Source organism: Streptomyces sp. B8-7 (assembly GCF_058833805.1).
In genome coordinates this window covers 1997041-2013258 of sequence record NZ_JBYRRL010000001.1, presented here as the reverse complement: position 1 = coordinate 2013258, position 16218 = coordinate 1997041, and the positions used below count along the sequence as shown (strand labels likewise).

Annotated in this window: 14 protein-coding genes; 4 read left to right on the top strand and 10 right to left on the bottom strand. The window is 73.2% G+C overall.

Translation table 11 applies throughout. The features are described 5' to 3' along the window. Positions 1-33 precede the first annotated feature (33 nt). From pdxT to pgsA, 6 genes are all read right to left on the bottom strand, one after another. Positions 34-639 carry a pyridoxal 5'-phosphate synthase glutaminase subunit PdxT gene (gene pdxT / locus AC5K6T_RS08505; RefSeq protein WP_493207047.1) on the bottom strand — a complete coding sequence of 202 codons (606 nt, stop codon included), beginning with the start codon at positions 637-639 and terminating at the stop codon, positions 34-36. A gap of 18 nt (positions 640-657) precedes the next feature. Beyond that, on the bottom strand, positions 658-1563 hold the full coding sequence (gene pdxS, locus AC5K6T_RS08500; RefSeq protein WP_493207046.1) for a pyridoxal 5'-phosphate synthase lyase subunit PdxS: 906 nt from the start codon (positions 1561-1563) through the stop codon (positions 658-660). A gap of 306 nt (positions 1564-1869) precedes the next feature. After that, positions 1870-2412, bottom strand: coding sequence for a LemA family protein (locus tag AC5K6T_RS08495; RefSeq protein ID WP_493207044.1), 543 nt, complete (start codon positions 2410-2412; stop codon positions 1870-1872). Positions 2413-2566: 154 nt separating this feature from the next. Further along, positions 2567-3736 carry a glycosyltransferase family 4 protein gene (locus AC5K6T_RS08490; protein WP_493207042.1) on the bottom strand — a complete coding sequence of 390 codons (1170 nt, stop codon included), beginning with the start codon at positions 3734-3736 and terminating at the stop codon, positions 2567-2569. After that, positions 3733-4755 (bottom strand): phosphatidylinositol mannoside acyltransferase, encoded by a 1023-nt coding sequence (locus tag AC5K6T_RS08485; RefSeq protein WP_493207040.1) that lies wholly within the window; start codon positions 4753-4755, stop codon positions 3733-3735. The genes AC5K6T_RS08490 and AC5K6T_RS08485 overlap by 4 nt, the downstream gene beginning before the upstream one ends. Further along, positions 4752-5477: a phosphatidylinositol phosphate synthase gene (gene pgsA, locus AC5K6T_RS08480; RefSeq protein WP_493207038.1), complete on the bottom strand. Its 726-nt coding sequence runs from the start codon at positions 5475-5477 to the stop codon at positions 4752-4754. The genes AC5K6T_RS08485 and pgsA overlap by 4 nt, the downstream gene beginning before the upstream one ends. Positions 5478-5778: 301 nt before the next feature. On the opposite strand from pgsA, the gene AC5K6T_RS08475 reads away from it, so the two are divergent. Beyond that, the gene (locus AC5K6T_RS08475; RefSeq protein WP_493207036.1) at positions 5779-7977 is read left to right on the top strand and encodes an elongation factor G-like protein EF-G2; all 2199 of its coding nucleotides are present in this window, start codon (positions 5779-5781) and stop codon (positions 7975-7977) included. Between the two features lie 303 nt (positions 7978-8280). Continuing rightward, positions 8281-9942 (top strand): AbeC-like domain-containing protein, encoded by a 1662-nt coding sequence (locus AC5K6T_RS08470; protein WP_493207423.1) that lies wholly within the window; start codon positions 8281-8283, stop codon positions 9940-9942. An 82-nt stretch (positions 9943-10024) separates the two neighbouring features. On the opposite strand, the gene AC5K6T_RS08465 is transcribed toward AC5K6T_RS08470, so the two are convergent. After that, entirely contained in the window at positions 10025-10582 is a 558-nt protein-coding gene (locus AC5K6T_RS08465) for an HIT family protein (protein WP_493207034.1), read from the bottom strand. A gap of 66 nt (positions 10583-10648) precedes the next feature. Here AC5K6T_RS08465 and AC5K6T_RS08460 point away from each other — a divergent pair, with 66 nt between their 5' ends. After that, the gene (locus tag AC5K6T_RS08460) at positions 10649-11311 is read left to right on the top strand and encodes a potassium channel family protein (RefSeq protein WP_493207032.1); all 663 of its coding nucleotides are present in this window, start codon (positions 10649-10651) and stop codon (positions 11309-11311) included. Between the two features lie 28 nt (positions 11312-11339). Here AC5K6T_RS08460 and thrS read toward each other — a convergent pair whose 3' ends face one another. From thrS to AC5K6T_RS08445, 3 genes are all read right to left on the bottom strand, one after another. Beyond that, positions 11340-13316 carry a threonine--tRNA ligase gene (thrS, locus tag AC5K6T_RS08455; RefSeq protein WP_493207031.1) on the bottom strand — a complete coding sequence of 659 codons (1977 nt, stop codon included), beginning with the start codon at positions 13314-13316 and terminating at the stop codon, positions 11340-11342. A gap of 90 nt (positions 13317-13406) precedes the next feature. Further along, positions 13407-14627: a hypothetical protein gene (locus AC5K6T_RS08450; protein ID WP_493207029.1), complete on the bottom strand. Its 1221-nt coding sequence runs from the start codon at positions 14625-14627 to the stop codon at positions 13407-13409. Continuing rightward, positions 14624-15247, bottom strand: a complete 624-nt coding sequence (locus tag AC5K6T_RS08445; RefSeq protein WP_493207028.1) for a DUF4365 domain-containing protein — start codon at positions 15245-15247, stop codon at positions 14624-14626. The genes AC5K6T_RS08450 and AC5K6T_RS08445 overlap by 4 nt, the downstream gene beginning before the upstream one ends. 170 nt (positions 15248-15417) lie before the next feature. Here AC5K6T_RS08445 and AC5K6T_RS08440 point away from each other — a divergent pair, with 170 nt between their 5' ends. Beyond that, on the top strand, positions 15418-16143 hold the full coding sequence (locus AC5K6T_RS08440) for a 3'-5' exonuclease (protein ID WP_493207026.1): 726 nt from the start codon (positions 15418-15420) through the stop codon (positions 16141-16143). The last annotated feature ends 75 nt before the right edge of the window (positions 16144-16218 follow it).

Below are 16218 nucleotides of genomic sequence, written 5' to 3'. Positions count from 1 at the left end.
CGTAACCCATCTCTGCAACGAACGCCAGGAATCCTACAAGGACTCCGCCGCCCGGCTCGCGCGCACCATGTCGACGAACAGGGCGTGCACGCGGTGGTCACCGGTCAGTTCGGGGTGGAACGAGGTGGCGAGTGCGGTGCCCTGGCGGACGGCGACGATATGGCCGTCGTGCTCGGCGAGGACCTCGGCGCGGGCGCCGACGGACTCGACCCAGGGGGCGCGGATGAAGACGCCCTCCACCGGGCCGCCGGCGACGTCCTCGACGTCGACCGCGGCCTCGAAGGACTCGTTCTGCCGGCCGAAGGCGTTGCGGCGCACGATCATGTCGATGCCGCCGATCGTCTCCTGGCCCGAGCGCGGGTCGAGGATCTTGTCGGCGAGCATGATCATGCCGGCGCAGGTGCCGTAGACCGGCATTCCGGCGCGCACGCGCGCGCGGAGGGGGTCCATCACGCCGAACAGCACGGCCAGCTTGGAGATGGTGGTGGACTCGCCGCCGGGCAGCACGAGGCCGTCGACCTCGGCGAGTTCCTCGGGGCGCCTGACCTCCCTGGCCACGGCGTCGGCCGCGGCCAGGGCGATGAGGTGCTCCCGTACGTCGCCCTGGAGGGCCAGGACACCGATGACGGGGGTGCTCATGTGTGGGGTTCCCGTGCCTTACCAGCCGCGGTTGGCGTAGCGCTCGGTCTCGGGGAGCGTGTCGCAGTTGATACCGACCATGGCCTCGCCGAGGTTGCGGGAGGCGTCCGCGACGATCTTCGGGTCGTCGTAGAAGGTGGTGGCCTTCACGATGGCGGCGGCGCGCTTGGCCGGGTCGCCGGACTTGAAGATGCCGGAGCCGACGAAGACGCCCTCGGCACCGAGCTGGCGCATCAGGGCGGCGTCGGCCGGGGTGGCCACACCGCCGGCGGAGAACAGCACGACGGGCAGCTTGCCGAGCTCGGCGACCTCCTTGACCAGCTCGTACGGGGCGCGCAGCTCCTTGGCGGCGGCGTACAGCTCGTGGTTGTCGAAGCCGCGCAGCCTGGCGATCTCGTTCTTGATCTGGCGCAGGTGGCGAACGGCCTCGACCACGTTGCCGGTGCCGGCCTCGCCCTTGGAGCGGATCATGGCCGCACCCTCGGCGATACGGCGCAGGGCCTCACCGAGGTTGGTGGCTCCGCACACGAAGGGGGTGGTGAAGGCCCACTTGTCCGAGTGGTTGACCTCGTCGGCCGGGGTGAGGACCTCGGACTCGTCGATGTAGTCCACGCCGAGCGACTGCAGGACCTGCGCCTCGACGAAGTGGCCGATGCGGGACTTGGCCATCACCGGGATGGAGACCGCCTCGATGATGCCCTCGATCATGTCCGGGTCGGACATCCGGGCCACGCCGCCGTCCTTGCGGATGTCGGCCGGGACCCGCTCCAGGGCCATCACGGCGACGGCGCCCGCGTCCTCGGCGATCTTCGCCTGCTCCGGGGTGACGACGTCCATGATGACGCCGCCCTTGAGCTGCTCGGCCATGCCGCGCTTGACACGGGCGGTACCGGTGGCCGGAGCCTGGTTCTCGGTGATGGACACGGGTTGACCTCACTGATGGTGAAAAGCGGGTTTCTGCTGCACCGAGGAAACGTGAACGGGTCAGGCCACTGCAAGGGCCAATGGAAAGGCGGTGGATCGTTTTCCCGGTGCCGGTCGTCCGGATCGACGGTCCCGGGCCGACGGGCACGCGCCGACGGGCACACGCCAACGGTCCCGCGCCGACGGGCACACGCCGCACCGGCCGGCCGGCCCGCGCGCCCGCGGAGCCGCCGCGGGCCGAATCCGCGCCCGCGGCACCCCGTCCGGTCCGTCCGGTCCGTCCGGTCCGCGCCCGCGGAGCCCGGCTCAGGCGGTGCGCTCCGCCAGGGCCGCCGGAGGCTCGTCGTCCATCTCGAACGCCATCGGGAACGGCGCGTGACCGGCCAGCCGGAACCAGCGGACCTTGCGGTGCTGGCGCAGCCGACGCGCCGCGCCGACGGCGTCGTTGTGGAACCGGCGGGCCATCGGGACCCGGCGGACGGCCTCGGTCAGCTCGTGCGCGGCCGCCTCACCGCCGGGCGCCCGGCGTACGGCCTCCACCTGCCCCGGCTCCTCGAACACCGCGCGCAGCGCCTGGCTGAGCTCGCTCTCGGCGACCTCTCGCTGTTCCTCCGCGGCCTGCCGGGCTCCGTGTGCGGCCTCGTACAGCACGATCGAGGCGGCCGGGTCGAGCACGCCCGAGGTGGCGAGTTCCTGCGCGACGGAGGCCCGGCGCAGCAGTTGGGCGTCGAGTGCGGCGCGGGCGGCGTCGATGCGCGCATGCAGGCGGTCCAGCCGCCCGGCCGTCCAGCTCAGGTACAGGCCGATCGCAACGAGGGCGACGAGGATCCAGATGAGGGTTGCGGTCACGGGCGGCAAGGCTATCGTCCGCACCGCCCGGACCGCGCCGCCCGCTGCGCCGGGCCCGGGGCCGCATCCGGGCCGCGCCCCCTCGGGGCCCGCCGCTCACCGGCCGGGCCGGACCGCCCGGGGCCGGGCCGGCCGGTCGCGGAGCGCGGGCCGGTCAGTCGCGGGCCAGGCCGAACCGGGCCCGCAGACCGGTGCCGGGTTCCCGGTCGTCCGCCGCGACGGCGGCGGCGCCCGCCGTCACCGTCTCGTAGACGGACAGGATGTCCGCGCCGACCGTGGACCAGTCGAAGCGCCGCACATGGGCGCTGCCACGCCGGCGCAGCTCCTCCCGGCGCTCCGGGTCGGCCAGCAGCCGCACGGCGGCCTCGGCGAGGGCGTCGGCGTCCTCGTTGGCGAACAGTTCGCCGGCCGCTCCCTGGTCGAGGACCTGCGCGAAGGCGTCGAGGTCGGAGGCGAGGACGGGGGCGCCCGCGGACATCGCCTCTACCAGGATGATGCCGAAGCTCTCGCCGCCGGTGTTCGGCGCGACGTACAGGTCGACACTGCGCAGCAGCCGCGCCTTGTCCTCGTCGCTGACCATGCCGAGGAACTCCACCCGGGAACGCAGCTCGCGCGGGAGCCCGGCCACGGCCTCCTCCTCGTCGCCGCGGCCGGCGATCAGCAGCCGGGCGTCCGGGTGCGCTGCGAAGATCGCGGGCAGCGCCCGCATCAGCACGGGCAGCCCCTTGCGGGGCTCGTCGATGCGGCCGATGAACCCGAGGGTGTGGCCGGTCCACTCCGGGCGGGGCTCGGCCTTGGCGAAGAAGTCGACGTCGACGCCGTTGGGGATGACCACGGCGTCCCCGCCGAGGTGCTCGACCAGGGTGCGGCGGGCGTACTCGCTGACCGCGATCCGGGCGCTGATCTTCTCCAGCGCGGCCTGCAGGATCGCGTAGGCGGCGATCATCGCCTTGGAGCGCGGGTTGGAGGTGTGGAAGGTGGCCACCATGGGGCCCTGCGCGGCCCAGCAGGTCAGCAGGCCCAGCGACGGCGAGGTCGGCTCGTGGATGTGGACCACGTCGAAGCGGCCCTCGTGCAGCCAGCGCCGGACCCGGGCCGCGGACAGGAGGCCGAAGTTGAGGCGGGCCACCGAGCCGTTGTAGGGCACGGGCACCGCACGGCCGGCGGAGACGACGTACGGCGGCAGCGGGGTGTCGTCGTCGGCCGGGGCCAGGACGGACACCTCGTGGCCGAGGCGGATGAAGTACTCGGCGAGGTCGCGGATGTGGAACTGGACGCCGCCGGGGACGTCCCACGAGTAGGGGCAGACGATGCCGATCCTCACGGCGACTCCTTCACCGGATCCGCCGGATCCGCCGGGTCCGCCGGGGTCACGGGATCCGCCGGGTCCGCCGGGGTCACGGGATCCGCCGGGTCCGCCGGGGTCACCGGGTCCACCGGCCCGGCGGCGGGCGGGTCGAGGTCGGCGACCCACAGCCGCTGGAGCATGTGCCAGTCCTCCGGGTGCTCCGCGATGCCCGTGGCGAAGGCGTCGGCCAGGGCCTGCGTCATGACGGACGTCTTCTCGGGGCGGGTGCCCGGTCCGGGCACCTCGATCGCCGGGTGCACCCGTCCCTGGAGCACCGGCGAGTCGTCGTACCAGAGGGTCACGGGCAGCAGCAGGGCACCGGTCTGCTGGGCGAGCAGGGCGGGGCCGGCGGGCATCCGGGCCGTCTCGCCGAAGAAGTCCACCTCGACGCCGGAGGAGGACAGGTCGCGGTCGGCGACCAGGCAGACCAGGCCGCCGTCGCGCAGCCGGCGGGCCAGCGTGCCGAACGCGGACCCGCCGCTGTGCGGCAGGACCTCCATGCCGAGGCCCTCGCGGTAGGCGACGAAGCGGTCGTACAGCGAATCGGGCCTGAGCCGCTCGGCGACGGTGGTGAAGGGGGTCCCCAGCTTGGTGGTCACCCAGGCGCCCGCGAGGTCCCAGTTGGCCAGGTGCGGCAGGGCGAGGATGACACCCCGGCCGGCGGCGAGCCCGTCGGTGAGGTGGTGCAGGTCCTTGGGGTCGAACCCGCTCCGCACGCGGTCGGCGCTCCACGCGGGCAGCCGGAAGGACTCCATCCAGTAGCGCAGGTAGGAGCGCATGCCGGCCCGGGACAGGGCGGCCAGCTGCTCGGGGGTGGCGTCGGGCACCACGCGCGCGAGGTTGCTCTCCAGCCGCAGCACGCTTCTGCCGCGCCGCCTCCAGGCGACGTCGGCGATGGTGCGGCCCAGACGCACGGCGGCCGGCTCGGGGAGCTTCTTCACGGTGCTCCAGCCGAACCCGTACAGCGCGTCGGTCAGCCGCTCGGAGGCGTTCACCGGTCCGCCTCGCCGCCCTGCACGCCGCCCTGCGGGGCACGGCCGGCGCCGCTGCCCCGCGGGGCGCCGGCGGCGTTCTCGCGGGCGGCCTCCTCCTCCGCCTCCGCGGACTCCCGGCGCACGGTCACCACCCGCTGCACCAGCGTGACCAGGCTGCCCGCGGCGACCAGCCACAGCGCGACCGGCAGCAGGACGTCGATACCCGGCACCCCGAACGCGTGCAGGCCCGCGAGCCCGGCGGCGACCAGGGAGATCACCAGGCGCTCGGCCCGCTCCACCAGTCCGTTGACGGCCACCGGCAGGCCGATCGACTCGCCGCGGGCCTTGGTGTACGACACCACCTGGCCGCTGGCCAGGCAGAAGATCGACACCGCGCAGAGCACGTTGTCGTCGCCGTTGCCCGCGTACCAGAGGGCGAACCCGCCGAAGATCGCCCCGTCCGCCACCCGGTCGAGGGTGGAGTCCAGGAAGGCGCCCCAGCGGCTGGTGCGGCCCAGCTGGCGCGCCATGTTGCCGTCGACGAGGTCGGAGAACACGAACAGCGTGATCACGATCGTGCCCCAGAAGAACTCGCCCCGGGGGAAGAAGACGAGCGCGCCCGCGACCACCCCGGCGGTGCCGATCAGCGTCACCGTGTCGGGGCTCACGCCCCGGCGGATCAGAAACGTCGCGAACGGCGTGAGGACACGCGTGAAGAATGCACGCGCGTACTTGTTCAGCATGGCCTTCCCGAGGGTCGCAGGCGCCGCGCGGCCCCTGCTGGCCGCCGGCTGGCCCATCGTAGCCACGCGCGCGGGCCGGCGGCCGCCGGGCACCCGCACCCCGTCACGGGATCCGGCGGACCGGCCGCACCCCGCGGCGGGCGTCCGGTTCGCGTCCCTCGTATGGACGCACCGTGACGGGAGTGGAAAGCTCGAAGGACCGCGGGCGTCGCCGGAGCCGCCGCAGCCGAGGGTTCCCCCACGGGGAGGCTTCCGGGTGTCCGCGCCCTCGACGACCTCACCGTGCACGGGAGGCAAGGCCATGGGCGACAAGGCGCACACACACCCCGGGGCCGCCGGCAGGGCGGTGACGGCCGACCACCCCGCGTCCGTACGGAACGTGGTGCTGGTCGGCCACTCCGGCTCCGGCAAGACCACACTGGTGGAGGCCCTCGCGCTGACGGCGGGGGCGGTCAACCGGGCGGGCCGCGTGGAGGACGGCGGCACGCTCTCGGACTACGACGACATCGAGCACCGGCAGCAGCGCTCGGTACAGCTCTCCCTGGTGCCCGTCGAATGGGACGGCATCAAGATCAACTTGTTGGACACCCCCGGATACGCCGACTTCGTCGGAGAACTGCGGGCCGGTCTGCGCGCGGCGGACGCGGCCCTTTTCGTGGTCTCGGCGTCGGACGGCGTGGACGACGCCACCCGTATGGTCTGGGAGGAGTGCGCGGCCGTCGGCATGCCGCGCGCCATCGTCGTCACCCATCTGGAGGCCGCCCGCGCCGACCTGGAGGAGATGACCCTCACCTGCGCACGGGCCTTCGGCGGCGACGACCCGGACGCGGTGCTCCCGCTCTATCTGCCGCTGCGCGGCCCGCAGGCCCCCGACGGGCACGCTCCCGTCACCGGCCTGATCGGGCTGCTGTCGCAGCAGCTCTTCGACTACTCCGGCGGACAGCGCGCGGAGTCCGAACCGGCCGCGGACCAGCTGCCGCTGATCGAGGAGGCCCGCAACCGGCTCATCGAGGGCATCATCGCCGAGAGCGAGGACGAGACCCTCATGGAGCGCTACGTCGGCGGGGAGACGGTCGACGTCAAGACGCTCGTCCAGGACCTGGAGCGGGCCGTGGCCCGCGGCACGTTCTTCCCCGTGCTGGCCGCCGCCCCCGCCGGCGACGGCGCCCGGCAGGGCCTCGGCACGGTCGAACTGCTGGAACTGGTCACCCGCGGCTTCCCCACCCCCCTGGAACGGGCCGCGCCCGAGGTCACCACCCCCGACGGCGCGCCCCGCGGACAGCTCGTCTGCGACCCTTCCGGGCCGCTGGTCGCCGAGGTGGTCAAGACCGCCTCCGACCCCTACGTGGGCCGTATCTCCCTGGTCCGGGTCTTCTCCGGCACCCTGCGTCCCGACGAGACGGTGCACGTGTCCGGGCACGGGCTGGCCGACCGCGGCCACGAGGACCACGACGTCGACGAGCGCGTGGGCGCCCTGTCCGTACCCTTCGGCAAGCAGCAGCGGCCGGTCGGCCGGGCCGTCGCCGGCGACCTCGCCTGCGTGGCGAAGCTGAGCCGCGCCGAGACCGGCGACACCCTGTCCGGCAAGGACGACCCGCTGCTGATGGAGCCCTGGCGGATGCCCGACCCGCTGCTGCCGGTGGCGATCCGGGCGCACAGCAAGCCCGACGAGGACAAACTGTCCCAGGGCCTGGCCCGGCTCGCCGCCGAGGACCCGACCATGCGGCTGGAGCAGAACCAGCACACCCACCAGGTCGTCCTGTGGTGCCTCGGCGAGGCGCACGCCGACGTCGCCCTGGAGCGGCTGCGCAGCCGCTACGGCGTGCAGGTGGACGTCGTACCGCACCTGGTGCCGCTGCGCGAGACGTTCGCGACGAAGTCGGCGGGTCGGGGCCGGCACGTCAAGCAGTCCGGCGGGCACGGCCAGTACGCCATCTGCGAGATCGAGGTGGAGCCGCTGCCCGGCGGGTCCGGCATCGAGTTCGTGGACAGGGTCGTCGGCGGGGCGGTCCCCCGGCAGTTCATCCCCTCCGTCGAGAAGGGCGTACGCGCCCAGGCCGCCAAGGGCGTCGCCGCCGGGCATCCGCTGGTCGACGTGCGGATCACCCTGCTCGACGGCAAGGCGCACTCGGTGGACTCCTCCGACGCCGCGTTCCAGACGGCGGGCGCGCTCGCGCTCAGGGAGGCCGCCGCCGACGCGCGGATCCACCTGCTGGAGCCGGTCGCCGAGATCGGCGTCCTGGTCGGCGACGCCTACGTGGGCGCCGTGATGAGCGACCTGTCCGGGCGGCGCGGCCGCGTACTGGGCACCGAGCAGACCAGCGGCGGGCGGACCGTGGTGCGGGCCGAGGTGCCGGAGATCGAGATCGGCCGCTACGCCGTCGACCTGCGCTCCCTCTCGCACGGCACGGCCCGCTTCGACCGCGCCTACGTCCGGCACGAACCGATGCCGACGCAGGTCGCCGAACGACTGCGCCGACAGCAGCAGGAGGCGTCGTAGTCGAGAGGGGTGGATTCGGCCGGGAAGGCGGAGCGGAAGGCGGGGCCCGGGGCCCGGGGCGGCGGAGTCGGGGGCCCGGGGCGGCGGAGTCGGGTCCGGGCCCCCGACCGGCGCACCGCTCGGACGGTGGGGCCCGACTCCCGCCGGGTGCGGGGGATTTCGGCCGTCCGGCCGGACGGCTTCGGCCGTCCGCCGACGCGCCACCGCTGCCTGCGGATACGCTGATGACCTGATCAACAGGTGTGCGCGGCGGGGAAGTCGGGAAAGCCGCAGAGGCGGACCATGGCGGCATTGGGGGCGGGAATGACCGTGGACGGCGGCTATGCGGACTTCTTCGGACCACAGGTGCCGCGCACCGGAGACGCGGGCCAGACCGCGACCCTCGCGCTGGCCTCGGCGGCCTACCGGGACGGCCCCATGGAGGAGATCAAGCAGGCCGACAACGACTGGCACCAGTCCACGGTCAACGAGGGCCGCGGCTGGGCCGCGATCTTCCGGCCCAACCTCGGTGAGGCGTTCTCCCGTGCGGTCGTGGACCGGATGCTCGGCAGCGGCCGCAGCCCGCTGATCCAGTCCTTCGGCACCGAACCCCAGGTCGTGGTCGAGCACTGCCTGGCCGCCAACCGCATCCGCCGCGAACGCGACAACCGGCTCACCGCGGTCAGCGTGGTGTGCGGGCTGCTGTTCCTGCCCGGCTTCCTGCTGTGGCTGCTGGTGTTCCAGCTGCGTGCCACCATCGACCGGCGGGACGACCGGCGTGCCTCCGCGCTCGCCACCGCCGTGCTCGTCGCGGTCGGCGCGCTCGCCGCGATCGCCCTGATCCGGCTGCCGTTCAGCGGCCTCTGGGCCTGGTACGCACGGGCGGCCGTGATCATGCCGGTGGCGGGCTGGTTCGTGGCCCGCAGGATCTGCGAGTCGACCGCGCGCGACCTGCGCGAACGCTGGGACGGCCTGCTGTCCGGCGGCAGCGTGGGCGCCAAGGTCCCCGAGGCCGTACCGAGCAACCCCGGCGAGACCGCCGCGGAGGAGCTGCGCCAGTCCCTGGCCCGGCTCAGCGCCGAACAGCAGTCCAACTCCGTCTTCTACGCCGGCCCCAAGGGCATCCTCGGCATGGGCACCCGGTGGGGCACCTGGCAGCTCGCCGAGGAACTGGTGCCCGCCGACACCGACCGGGAGATCCACCCCTTCCGCAGCTGGGACGTGGTCCGCGCGATCCACGACCAGCTGCGCATGCTGGAACGCGGCCCGCTGAACACCGGGGGCTTCCCCACCCCCTCCATACGCCACTGGATCGTCAGCCCCGTCGGGGAGAACGCCAAGGCCGTCTCCCGCCCCGACGGCACCGACGTGGAGGCCTACCAGGTCAAGCCGCACGCCATACAGGAGATCTGCAACAAGCAGCAGTTCGGGGCCGGCGACCGCCACTACCTGGGCGTGCAGTGGACCCTGTGGGACGGCCAGCTGGTCATCACCATGCTGATCACCGTCACCGTGCTGCACGCCACCTTGCGCATCGAGGTCACCGGCCACGCCCTGGGCCCGGTGAACCCGCTGTTCACGACCAAGCCGTCGGCGCCCAGCAAGCAGGTCACCAAGTCCTTCAAACCGTGGGAGACCCGCACCGTGAGCCTCCCCCTGGTCACCACCAACGAGGTGGTACGGCTCGCCGTGCGCGCCCCGCTGACCTGGTACCCGCCGCTGCTGAACTGGCTCGGCGGCTCCATCGCGCTGCCCGAGCCCTTCGGTCTGCGGCACGCCTGGGCCGACCAGCCCTGGCGCCACCGCTTCATGGCCGACGACGCGCTGCGCGCCGCCACCCCGGTGCTTCGGGTGGTGCACTCGGCGGCCCTGAAGGTGCTCGCCGAGAACGGCGTGGACACCGAGAAGTTCGGCAGCCGCTCCGCCTCCCTCACCGCGAACTCGCAGGACGTCGCACCGCGGAAGGCCGACCTCTACGACGCGTGAACCCGGCCCGCGCCCCGCGTCGAAGGGGCCCCGCCGCCCGCGTCCCGGTGCGGCGGGCCCCCGTGCGTCCAGGACGGGCGGCTCACCCGGGCCAGGCGTCCGCCAGCATCTTCCGGGTGTCCGCGAGCAGCTGCGGCAGCACCTTGGTGTGGCCGACGACCGGCATGAAGTTGGTGTCCCCGCCCCAGCGCGGCACGATGTGCTGGTGCAGATGCGCGGCGATCCCGGCGCCCGCCACCGTGCCCTGGTTCATCCCGATGTTGAAGCCGTGCGCCCCGGACCCGGCGCGTAGCGCGCGCATCGCCTGCTTGGTCAGCTCCGCCAGCTCGACGGTCTCCGGGCCGGTCAGATCGGTGTAGTCGGCGACGTGCCGGTAGGGCACGGTCATCAGATGACCGCCGTTGTAGGGGTAGAGGTTCAGCACCGCGTACACGTGCTCGCCCCGTCGGACGATCAGCCCGTCCTCGTCGGACTTGGCCGGCAGCGAGCAGAAGGGGCAGCCGTCGCCGGCCCCGGGACCGGTCGGCTTGTTCTCGCCCTGGATGTACGCCATCCGGTGAGGCGTCCACAGGCGCTGGAACGCGTCCTGCGTGCCCACTCCGATCTGCTGCTCCGGCTCACTCGTCATGCCATGCAGCATATGGCTTCGCCCGTTCGGGGCGTGTCGCCGGGCCATACCTGGTCAGGTTGGGGCCAAGCTGGACCGGTGGACGACTCCAGCCCCGAGGAACGCTGGGAGCGGCGCGCCGAGGTGCCGCTCGCCGTGGCGTCCTGGGTGTTCCTCGCCGCCTACGCGGTCCATGTCCTCGCTCCCGGCCTTCCCCCGGTCTGGCACGACCTGACGCTGGCCGTGACACTGGCCGCATGGTCGCTGTTCGTGGCGGACTACGCGGTGCGGTGGCGGCTGAGCGGGCTGGGGCACCGCTTCGTCCGGAGGCACTGGCTCGACACCCTGGTGGTGCTGCTCCCGCTGCTGCGCCCGGTGCGGATCGTCCGGATGTACGAGACGGTCCAGCGGCGGCACGGAAAGCCCCGGCTGCCGCTGTACGGGCGGGTGATCGTCTACGCCGGGATCTCCACCGCGCTGCTGGGCTTCGCCGGTGCGCTCGCCGTCTTCCAGCAGGAGCGCGGCGCGCCCGGCGCGAACATGACCACGTTCGGGGACGCGCTCTGGTGGACCTGCGCCACGCTGTCCACGGTCGGCTACGGCGACATCAGCCCGGTCACCGCGACGGGCCGGGTGATCGCCGTGGGCATGATGGCCTGCGGTCTCGCCCTGCTGGGGGCGGTGACCGGCTCGTTCTCGTCGTGGCTGATCCAGGTGTTCTCCCGGGAGGACGACGAGGAACGGCCCCCGGCGGGCGGCTGAGCCGCGCCGGGGGCCGTCACCCGCCGGATCAGATCTGCGTCCGCTCCTCGACCACCTTGGCGATCTTCTCGATCGCCTCGTCGAACGGGATCCCGTTCTCCTGGGAGCCGTCGCGGTAGCGGAAGGACACCGAGCCGTTCGACATGTCCTCGTCGCCCGCGATGACCATGAAGGGGGTCTTCTGCTTCTGGGCGTTCCGGATCTTCTTCTGCATGCGGTCCGAGGAGGAGTCCACCTCGACGCGCAGGCCCCTGCGCTTCGCGGCCGCGGCGAACCTCTGCAGGTACTCCACGTGCGCGTCGCCGATCGGGATGCCGACCGCCTGGACCGGCGCCAGCCACGCCGGGAAGGCGCCCGCGTAGTGCTCCAGGAGCACCGCGAAGAACCGCTCGATGGAGCCGAACAGCGCGCGGTGGATCATGACGGGGCGCTGCTTGGCGCCGTCGGCGGCGGTGTACTCCAGGTCGAAGCGCTCGGGCAGGTTGAAGTCGAGCTGGATCGTCGACATCTGCCAGGTCCGGCCGATGGCGTCCTTGGTCTGCACGGAGATCTTCGGACCGTAGAAGGCGGCGCCGCCCGGGTCGGGCACGAGCGGCAGGCCCTGCTTCTCGGCGACCTGGCGCAGGGTCTCGGTCGCCTCCTCCCAGGCCTCGTCGGAGCCGACGAACTTCTCCGGGTCCTTGGTGGACAGCTCCAGGTAGAAGTCGGTGAGGCCGTAGTCGCGGAGCAGGCCGAGGACGAAGGTGAGCGTCTTGTCGAGCTCCTCCGACATCTGCTCGCGGGTGCAGTAGATGTGCGCGTCGTCCTGGGTGAAGCCGCGGGCCCGGGTCAGGCCGTGCACGACGCCCGACTTCTCGTACCGGTACACGGTGCCGAACTCGAACAGGCGCAGCGGCAGTTCACGGTAGGAACGCCCGCGCGCGTCGAAGATCAGGTTGTGCATCGGGCAGTTCATGGGCTTGAGGTAGTAGTCCACGCCCTCGTCGAGCTGCATGGGCGGGTACATGCCCTCGGCGTACCAGTCCAGGTGCCCGGACGTCTCGAAGAGCTTGCCCTTCGTCGCGTGCGGGGTGTAGACGAACTCGTAGCCCTCCTCCTCGTGGCGGCGGCGCGAGTAGTCCTCCATGACCCGGCGGACGATGCCGCCCCTGGGGTGGAAGACGGCCAGGCCGGAGCCGATCTGCTCCGGGACGGAGAACAGGTCGAGCTCGCTGCCCAGCTTGCGGTGGTCGCGCTTCTCGGCCTCGGCGAGGAACTCCAGGTGGGCCTTGAGTTCGTCCTTGGACGGCCAGGCGGTGCCGTAGATGCGCTGGAGCATCGGGTTCTTCTCGCTGCCGCGCCAGTAGGCGGCCGCGTTGCGCATCAGCTTGAACGCGGGGATGAGCCGGGTGGAGGGCAGGTGGGGACCGCGGCAGAGGTCCTTCCAGCACAGTTCTCCGGTCCTGGCGTCCAGGTTGTCGTAGATCGTCAGCTCGCCGGAGCCGACCTCGACGTCCGCGCCGTCGTCCGAGGAGGCGGCGCCCTTCAGGCCGATCAGCTCCAGCTTGTAGGGCTCACCGGCCAGCTCCTCGCGGGCCGCCTCGTCGGTGACCACGCGGCGGGAGAAGCGCTGCCCGCGCTTCTGGATCTCCTGCATCTTCTTCTCGACGGCCTTGAGGTCCTCGGGCGTGAACGGCCTGTCCACGTCGAAGTCGTAGTAGAAGCCGTCCTTGACGGGCGGGCCGATGCCGAGCTTGGCCTCGGGGAACAGCTCCTGCACGGCCTGCGCCATCACGTGCGCGGTGGAGTGGCGCAGGATGGCGAGGCCGTCCTCGGAGGAGATGTCGACGCCCTCGACGGTGTCGCCGTCCCGGAGGGGGTGGGTGAGGTCCTTCAGCTCGCCGCCCACGCGCGCGGCGACGACCGAGCGCTCGCCGGCGAACAGCTCGGCGGCCGTGGTGCCCGTCGTCACCGTGCGCTCTTCCCGCTCGGAATCGCGTTGGATGATCACACGGACGTCTGACACCGGTCTCTCCTGACTGAAGGGGGGCGCGGCGCCGTACCGGAGCGCACGCATGAGGGCGATCGTACCGACCCGGCACCCCGCTCCGCGAAATCATTCCCCTCCGCAGGCCTCCTCGAAGAACGCCGTGATCTCCGCGGTCTCCTGCAGGGACTTCATCAGCCGGTCCCGCTCGGCCTCGTCGACCTGCACGGGGACGACGCCCGAGGCGCCGGTGAGCCGGCGGAAGCCGCCCCGGCTCTCCAGGCGGCCCTGCACCCGCACCGGCATCCCGACGAGGTGGGCCTGGCCGGCGATGCGGTAGTCCTCCTCGTCGAGGGTGACGCGGACCTGCGGGATCTCCGCGCCGGCCAGGACGCGCAGCCGGACGCTGCCCTCGCCGCGCGGGCCGGTCCGGCGCATGCGGACCACGGTGCCGGTGAGGCGTACCGGTACCGACGGCTCGCCGCGCAGGTAGCGCACCCCGGCCTCGCGCAGCACCGGCAGGTCGCCGGGCGAGAACTCCACGGGCCCGGTGCCGCAGCCGTCGGGGACGCCCGCGGCGGGCGCCCACCCGACCTGGACGCGGGCGCCCTCGCTGCCGCGGACCAGGGCGATCAGGGCCTCGGTGAGCTCGCGGCTGACTCCGGCCTCGACCGCGGCGTCGAAGGCGTCCATGCCGCCGGTGGCGCGCCGGTAGTCGACGGCCTCGCGGGCGGCGCAGAGCGCCTGGTGGAGGCGGACGGCGAGCGGGCGGCCGTCTGCGGCCGGCACGAGGGCGGTCAGCCGGCCGGCCCCGTCGGCGGCGCCGACCAGCACGGACTCCAGCAGGGCCGCGGCGGCCCTCCGGTGCCGTGCCCCGTGGTATCCGGCGGGGGCGCGGGTGGCGAGGGCGGCGGCGAGCAGCGTCCGGCGGGCCGCGGCGCGCAGCTGCTCCGCCGCGGGCCAGGAGGCGGCTCCGGCGGGCCCGTCCGGGATGTCGCGGGACCAGTGGACCTCGTCGCTGGGCACGCTCAGCGCGACCAGGACGTCGCGGGCGGCGGGGGCGGTGCTGCGGGACAGGGCGAGCAGGGCTTCGCCGAGCAGGTCGTCGCTGTCGGGGAAGGCTCGGCTCTCGGGCACGAGGAGGCTGGTGCCGGCGCCGGCCGGGCCGGGCGGGGTCCAGCGCCCGTAGCGGCCCGGGGCACCGCCGCGGCGCCGCCAGCCGTGCCGCAGCAGCAGGGCGCCGAGCACGGCGGGGTCGACGTCGCCGGGCTCGGGGGGACGGTTCCCCTGCGCGTCCTCGGGGTGCGGGCGCACCGGCCGGAGGGGCTCGTCGTAGGGGCGGTGGGTCATGGCCTGCCTCCCGTCCCGACCCGCGTCATGATCTCGCACAGGGCCCGGTCGTCGAAGATCCGTGCGGTGGGGATGCGCACGGTGGTGCGGTGCCGGCCGGTGACGGGGTGACCGGCGAGGTTGATCCAGTAGCAGCAGTGCCGCAGGTCGAGGCGGTCGTGGCCGGCCCGCAGCCAGTCGTCCTGCGAGCGGGGGACGAGCATCACGACGAGGATCTTGTGCACCGAGACCGGGGTGCGGGCGAGCTTCCTGAGGTGCTCGTTGTCGAGGGTGAAGGAGAAGCGGTGTCCCGCCCGGCGGGGCGCGGGCGCGGCCTCCTGCGGCACGGGCGGGACCGGCCGGGGGACGGGGGCGGGCGGTGCGGTCTGGTACGTCGCCTTCAGCTGCACCTTGATGGTGACCTCGTCGTCGACCGTGTGCCCGGGGGCGCTGTGGCTGACGTGCCAGTCGATGCCGTTGTCCGGGAACGGCTGGGACAGGGAGCAGCCGGCGGCGGCCGCGACGGCGTGCAGGTAGCCCACCTGAAGGGTCTCCATACAGGCGGTGGTGGCGAGAGTGCCGCGCTGGGGGCCCGTACGTCCGGGAAGCAGCCCGCCCCGCTCGGGCTGCGCTGTCGCCATGTCCCACAGCCTTTCCAGGCTCGATGCGTTCCCCGTGCCGGGTCGCTGAACTGCAGGGACCCGTACTCCTGTTGTCTCCTCGCGGCGTAGTGCGCAAACAGCCCGGGTATCACCAAACAGGCAGAAGACGGTACGTCAGCTGCCGTCGGTGAACGAGGAGTTGTGGGGCGATGAAGACCTGGTACGAGAGCCCGCTGGCGGCCTTCGACACGGAGACAACGGGAGTGGACGTCGAGAGCGACCGGATCGTGTCGGCCGCGCTCGTCGTCCAGGACGGGCCGGGCGCACGGCCGCGGGTGACCCGCTGGCTGGTGAACCCGGGGGTGCCGGTGCCGCAGGCGGCTACGGACGTGCACGGACTGACGGAGGACCACCTGCGGTGCAACGGCCGCTGGCCCGCTCCGGTGATGTACGAGATAGCCACGGCCCTGCACGAGCAGGCGGCGGTGGGGCGGCCGCTGGTGGTGATGAACGCGCCGTTCGACCTGACCCTGCTGGACCGCGAGCTGCGCCGGCACCGTGCGTCGCCGCTGAGCCGCTGGTTCGAGTCGGCGCCGCTGCTGGTGCTGGACCCGAGGGTGCTGGACAAGCATCTGGACCGCTATCGCAAGGGCCGGCGCACACTGACCGACCTGTGCGCGCAGTACGGGGTGGACCTGGACGGCGCCCATGACGCGGCGGCGGACGCCGTGGCGGCGCTGGAGGTGGTGCGGGCGGTCGGGCGCCGGTTCGCCGCGCGGCTGGAGCGGCTCTCCGCCGCCGAGCTGCACACGCTGCAGGCGGTGTGGCACGCGGCACAGGCGCGGGGTCTGCAGGCGTGGTTCGCGCGCAGCGGCAGCGAGGAGGAGGTGGATCCGGCGTGGCCGCTGCGTCCGGAGCTGCCGGCCGCGGCGTGAGGGCGGCCGGCGGGGGCCGGCGCGTCACCGCGGTCCCGGTACGGGCCGTTGCATGCGGAAGGCCGGCCCGCGCTG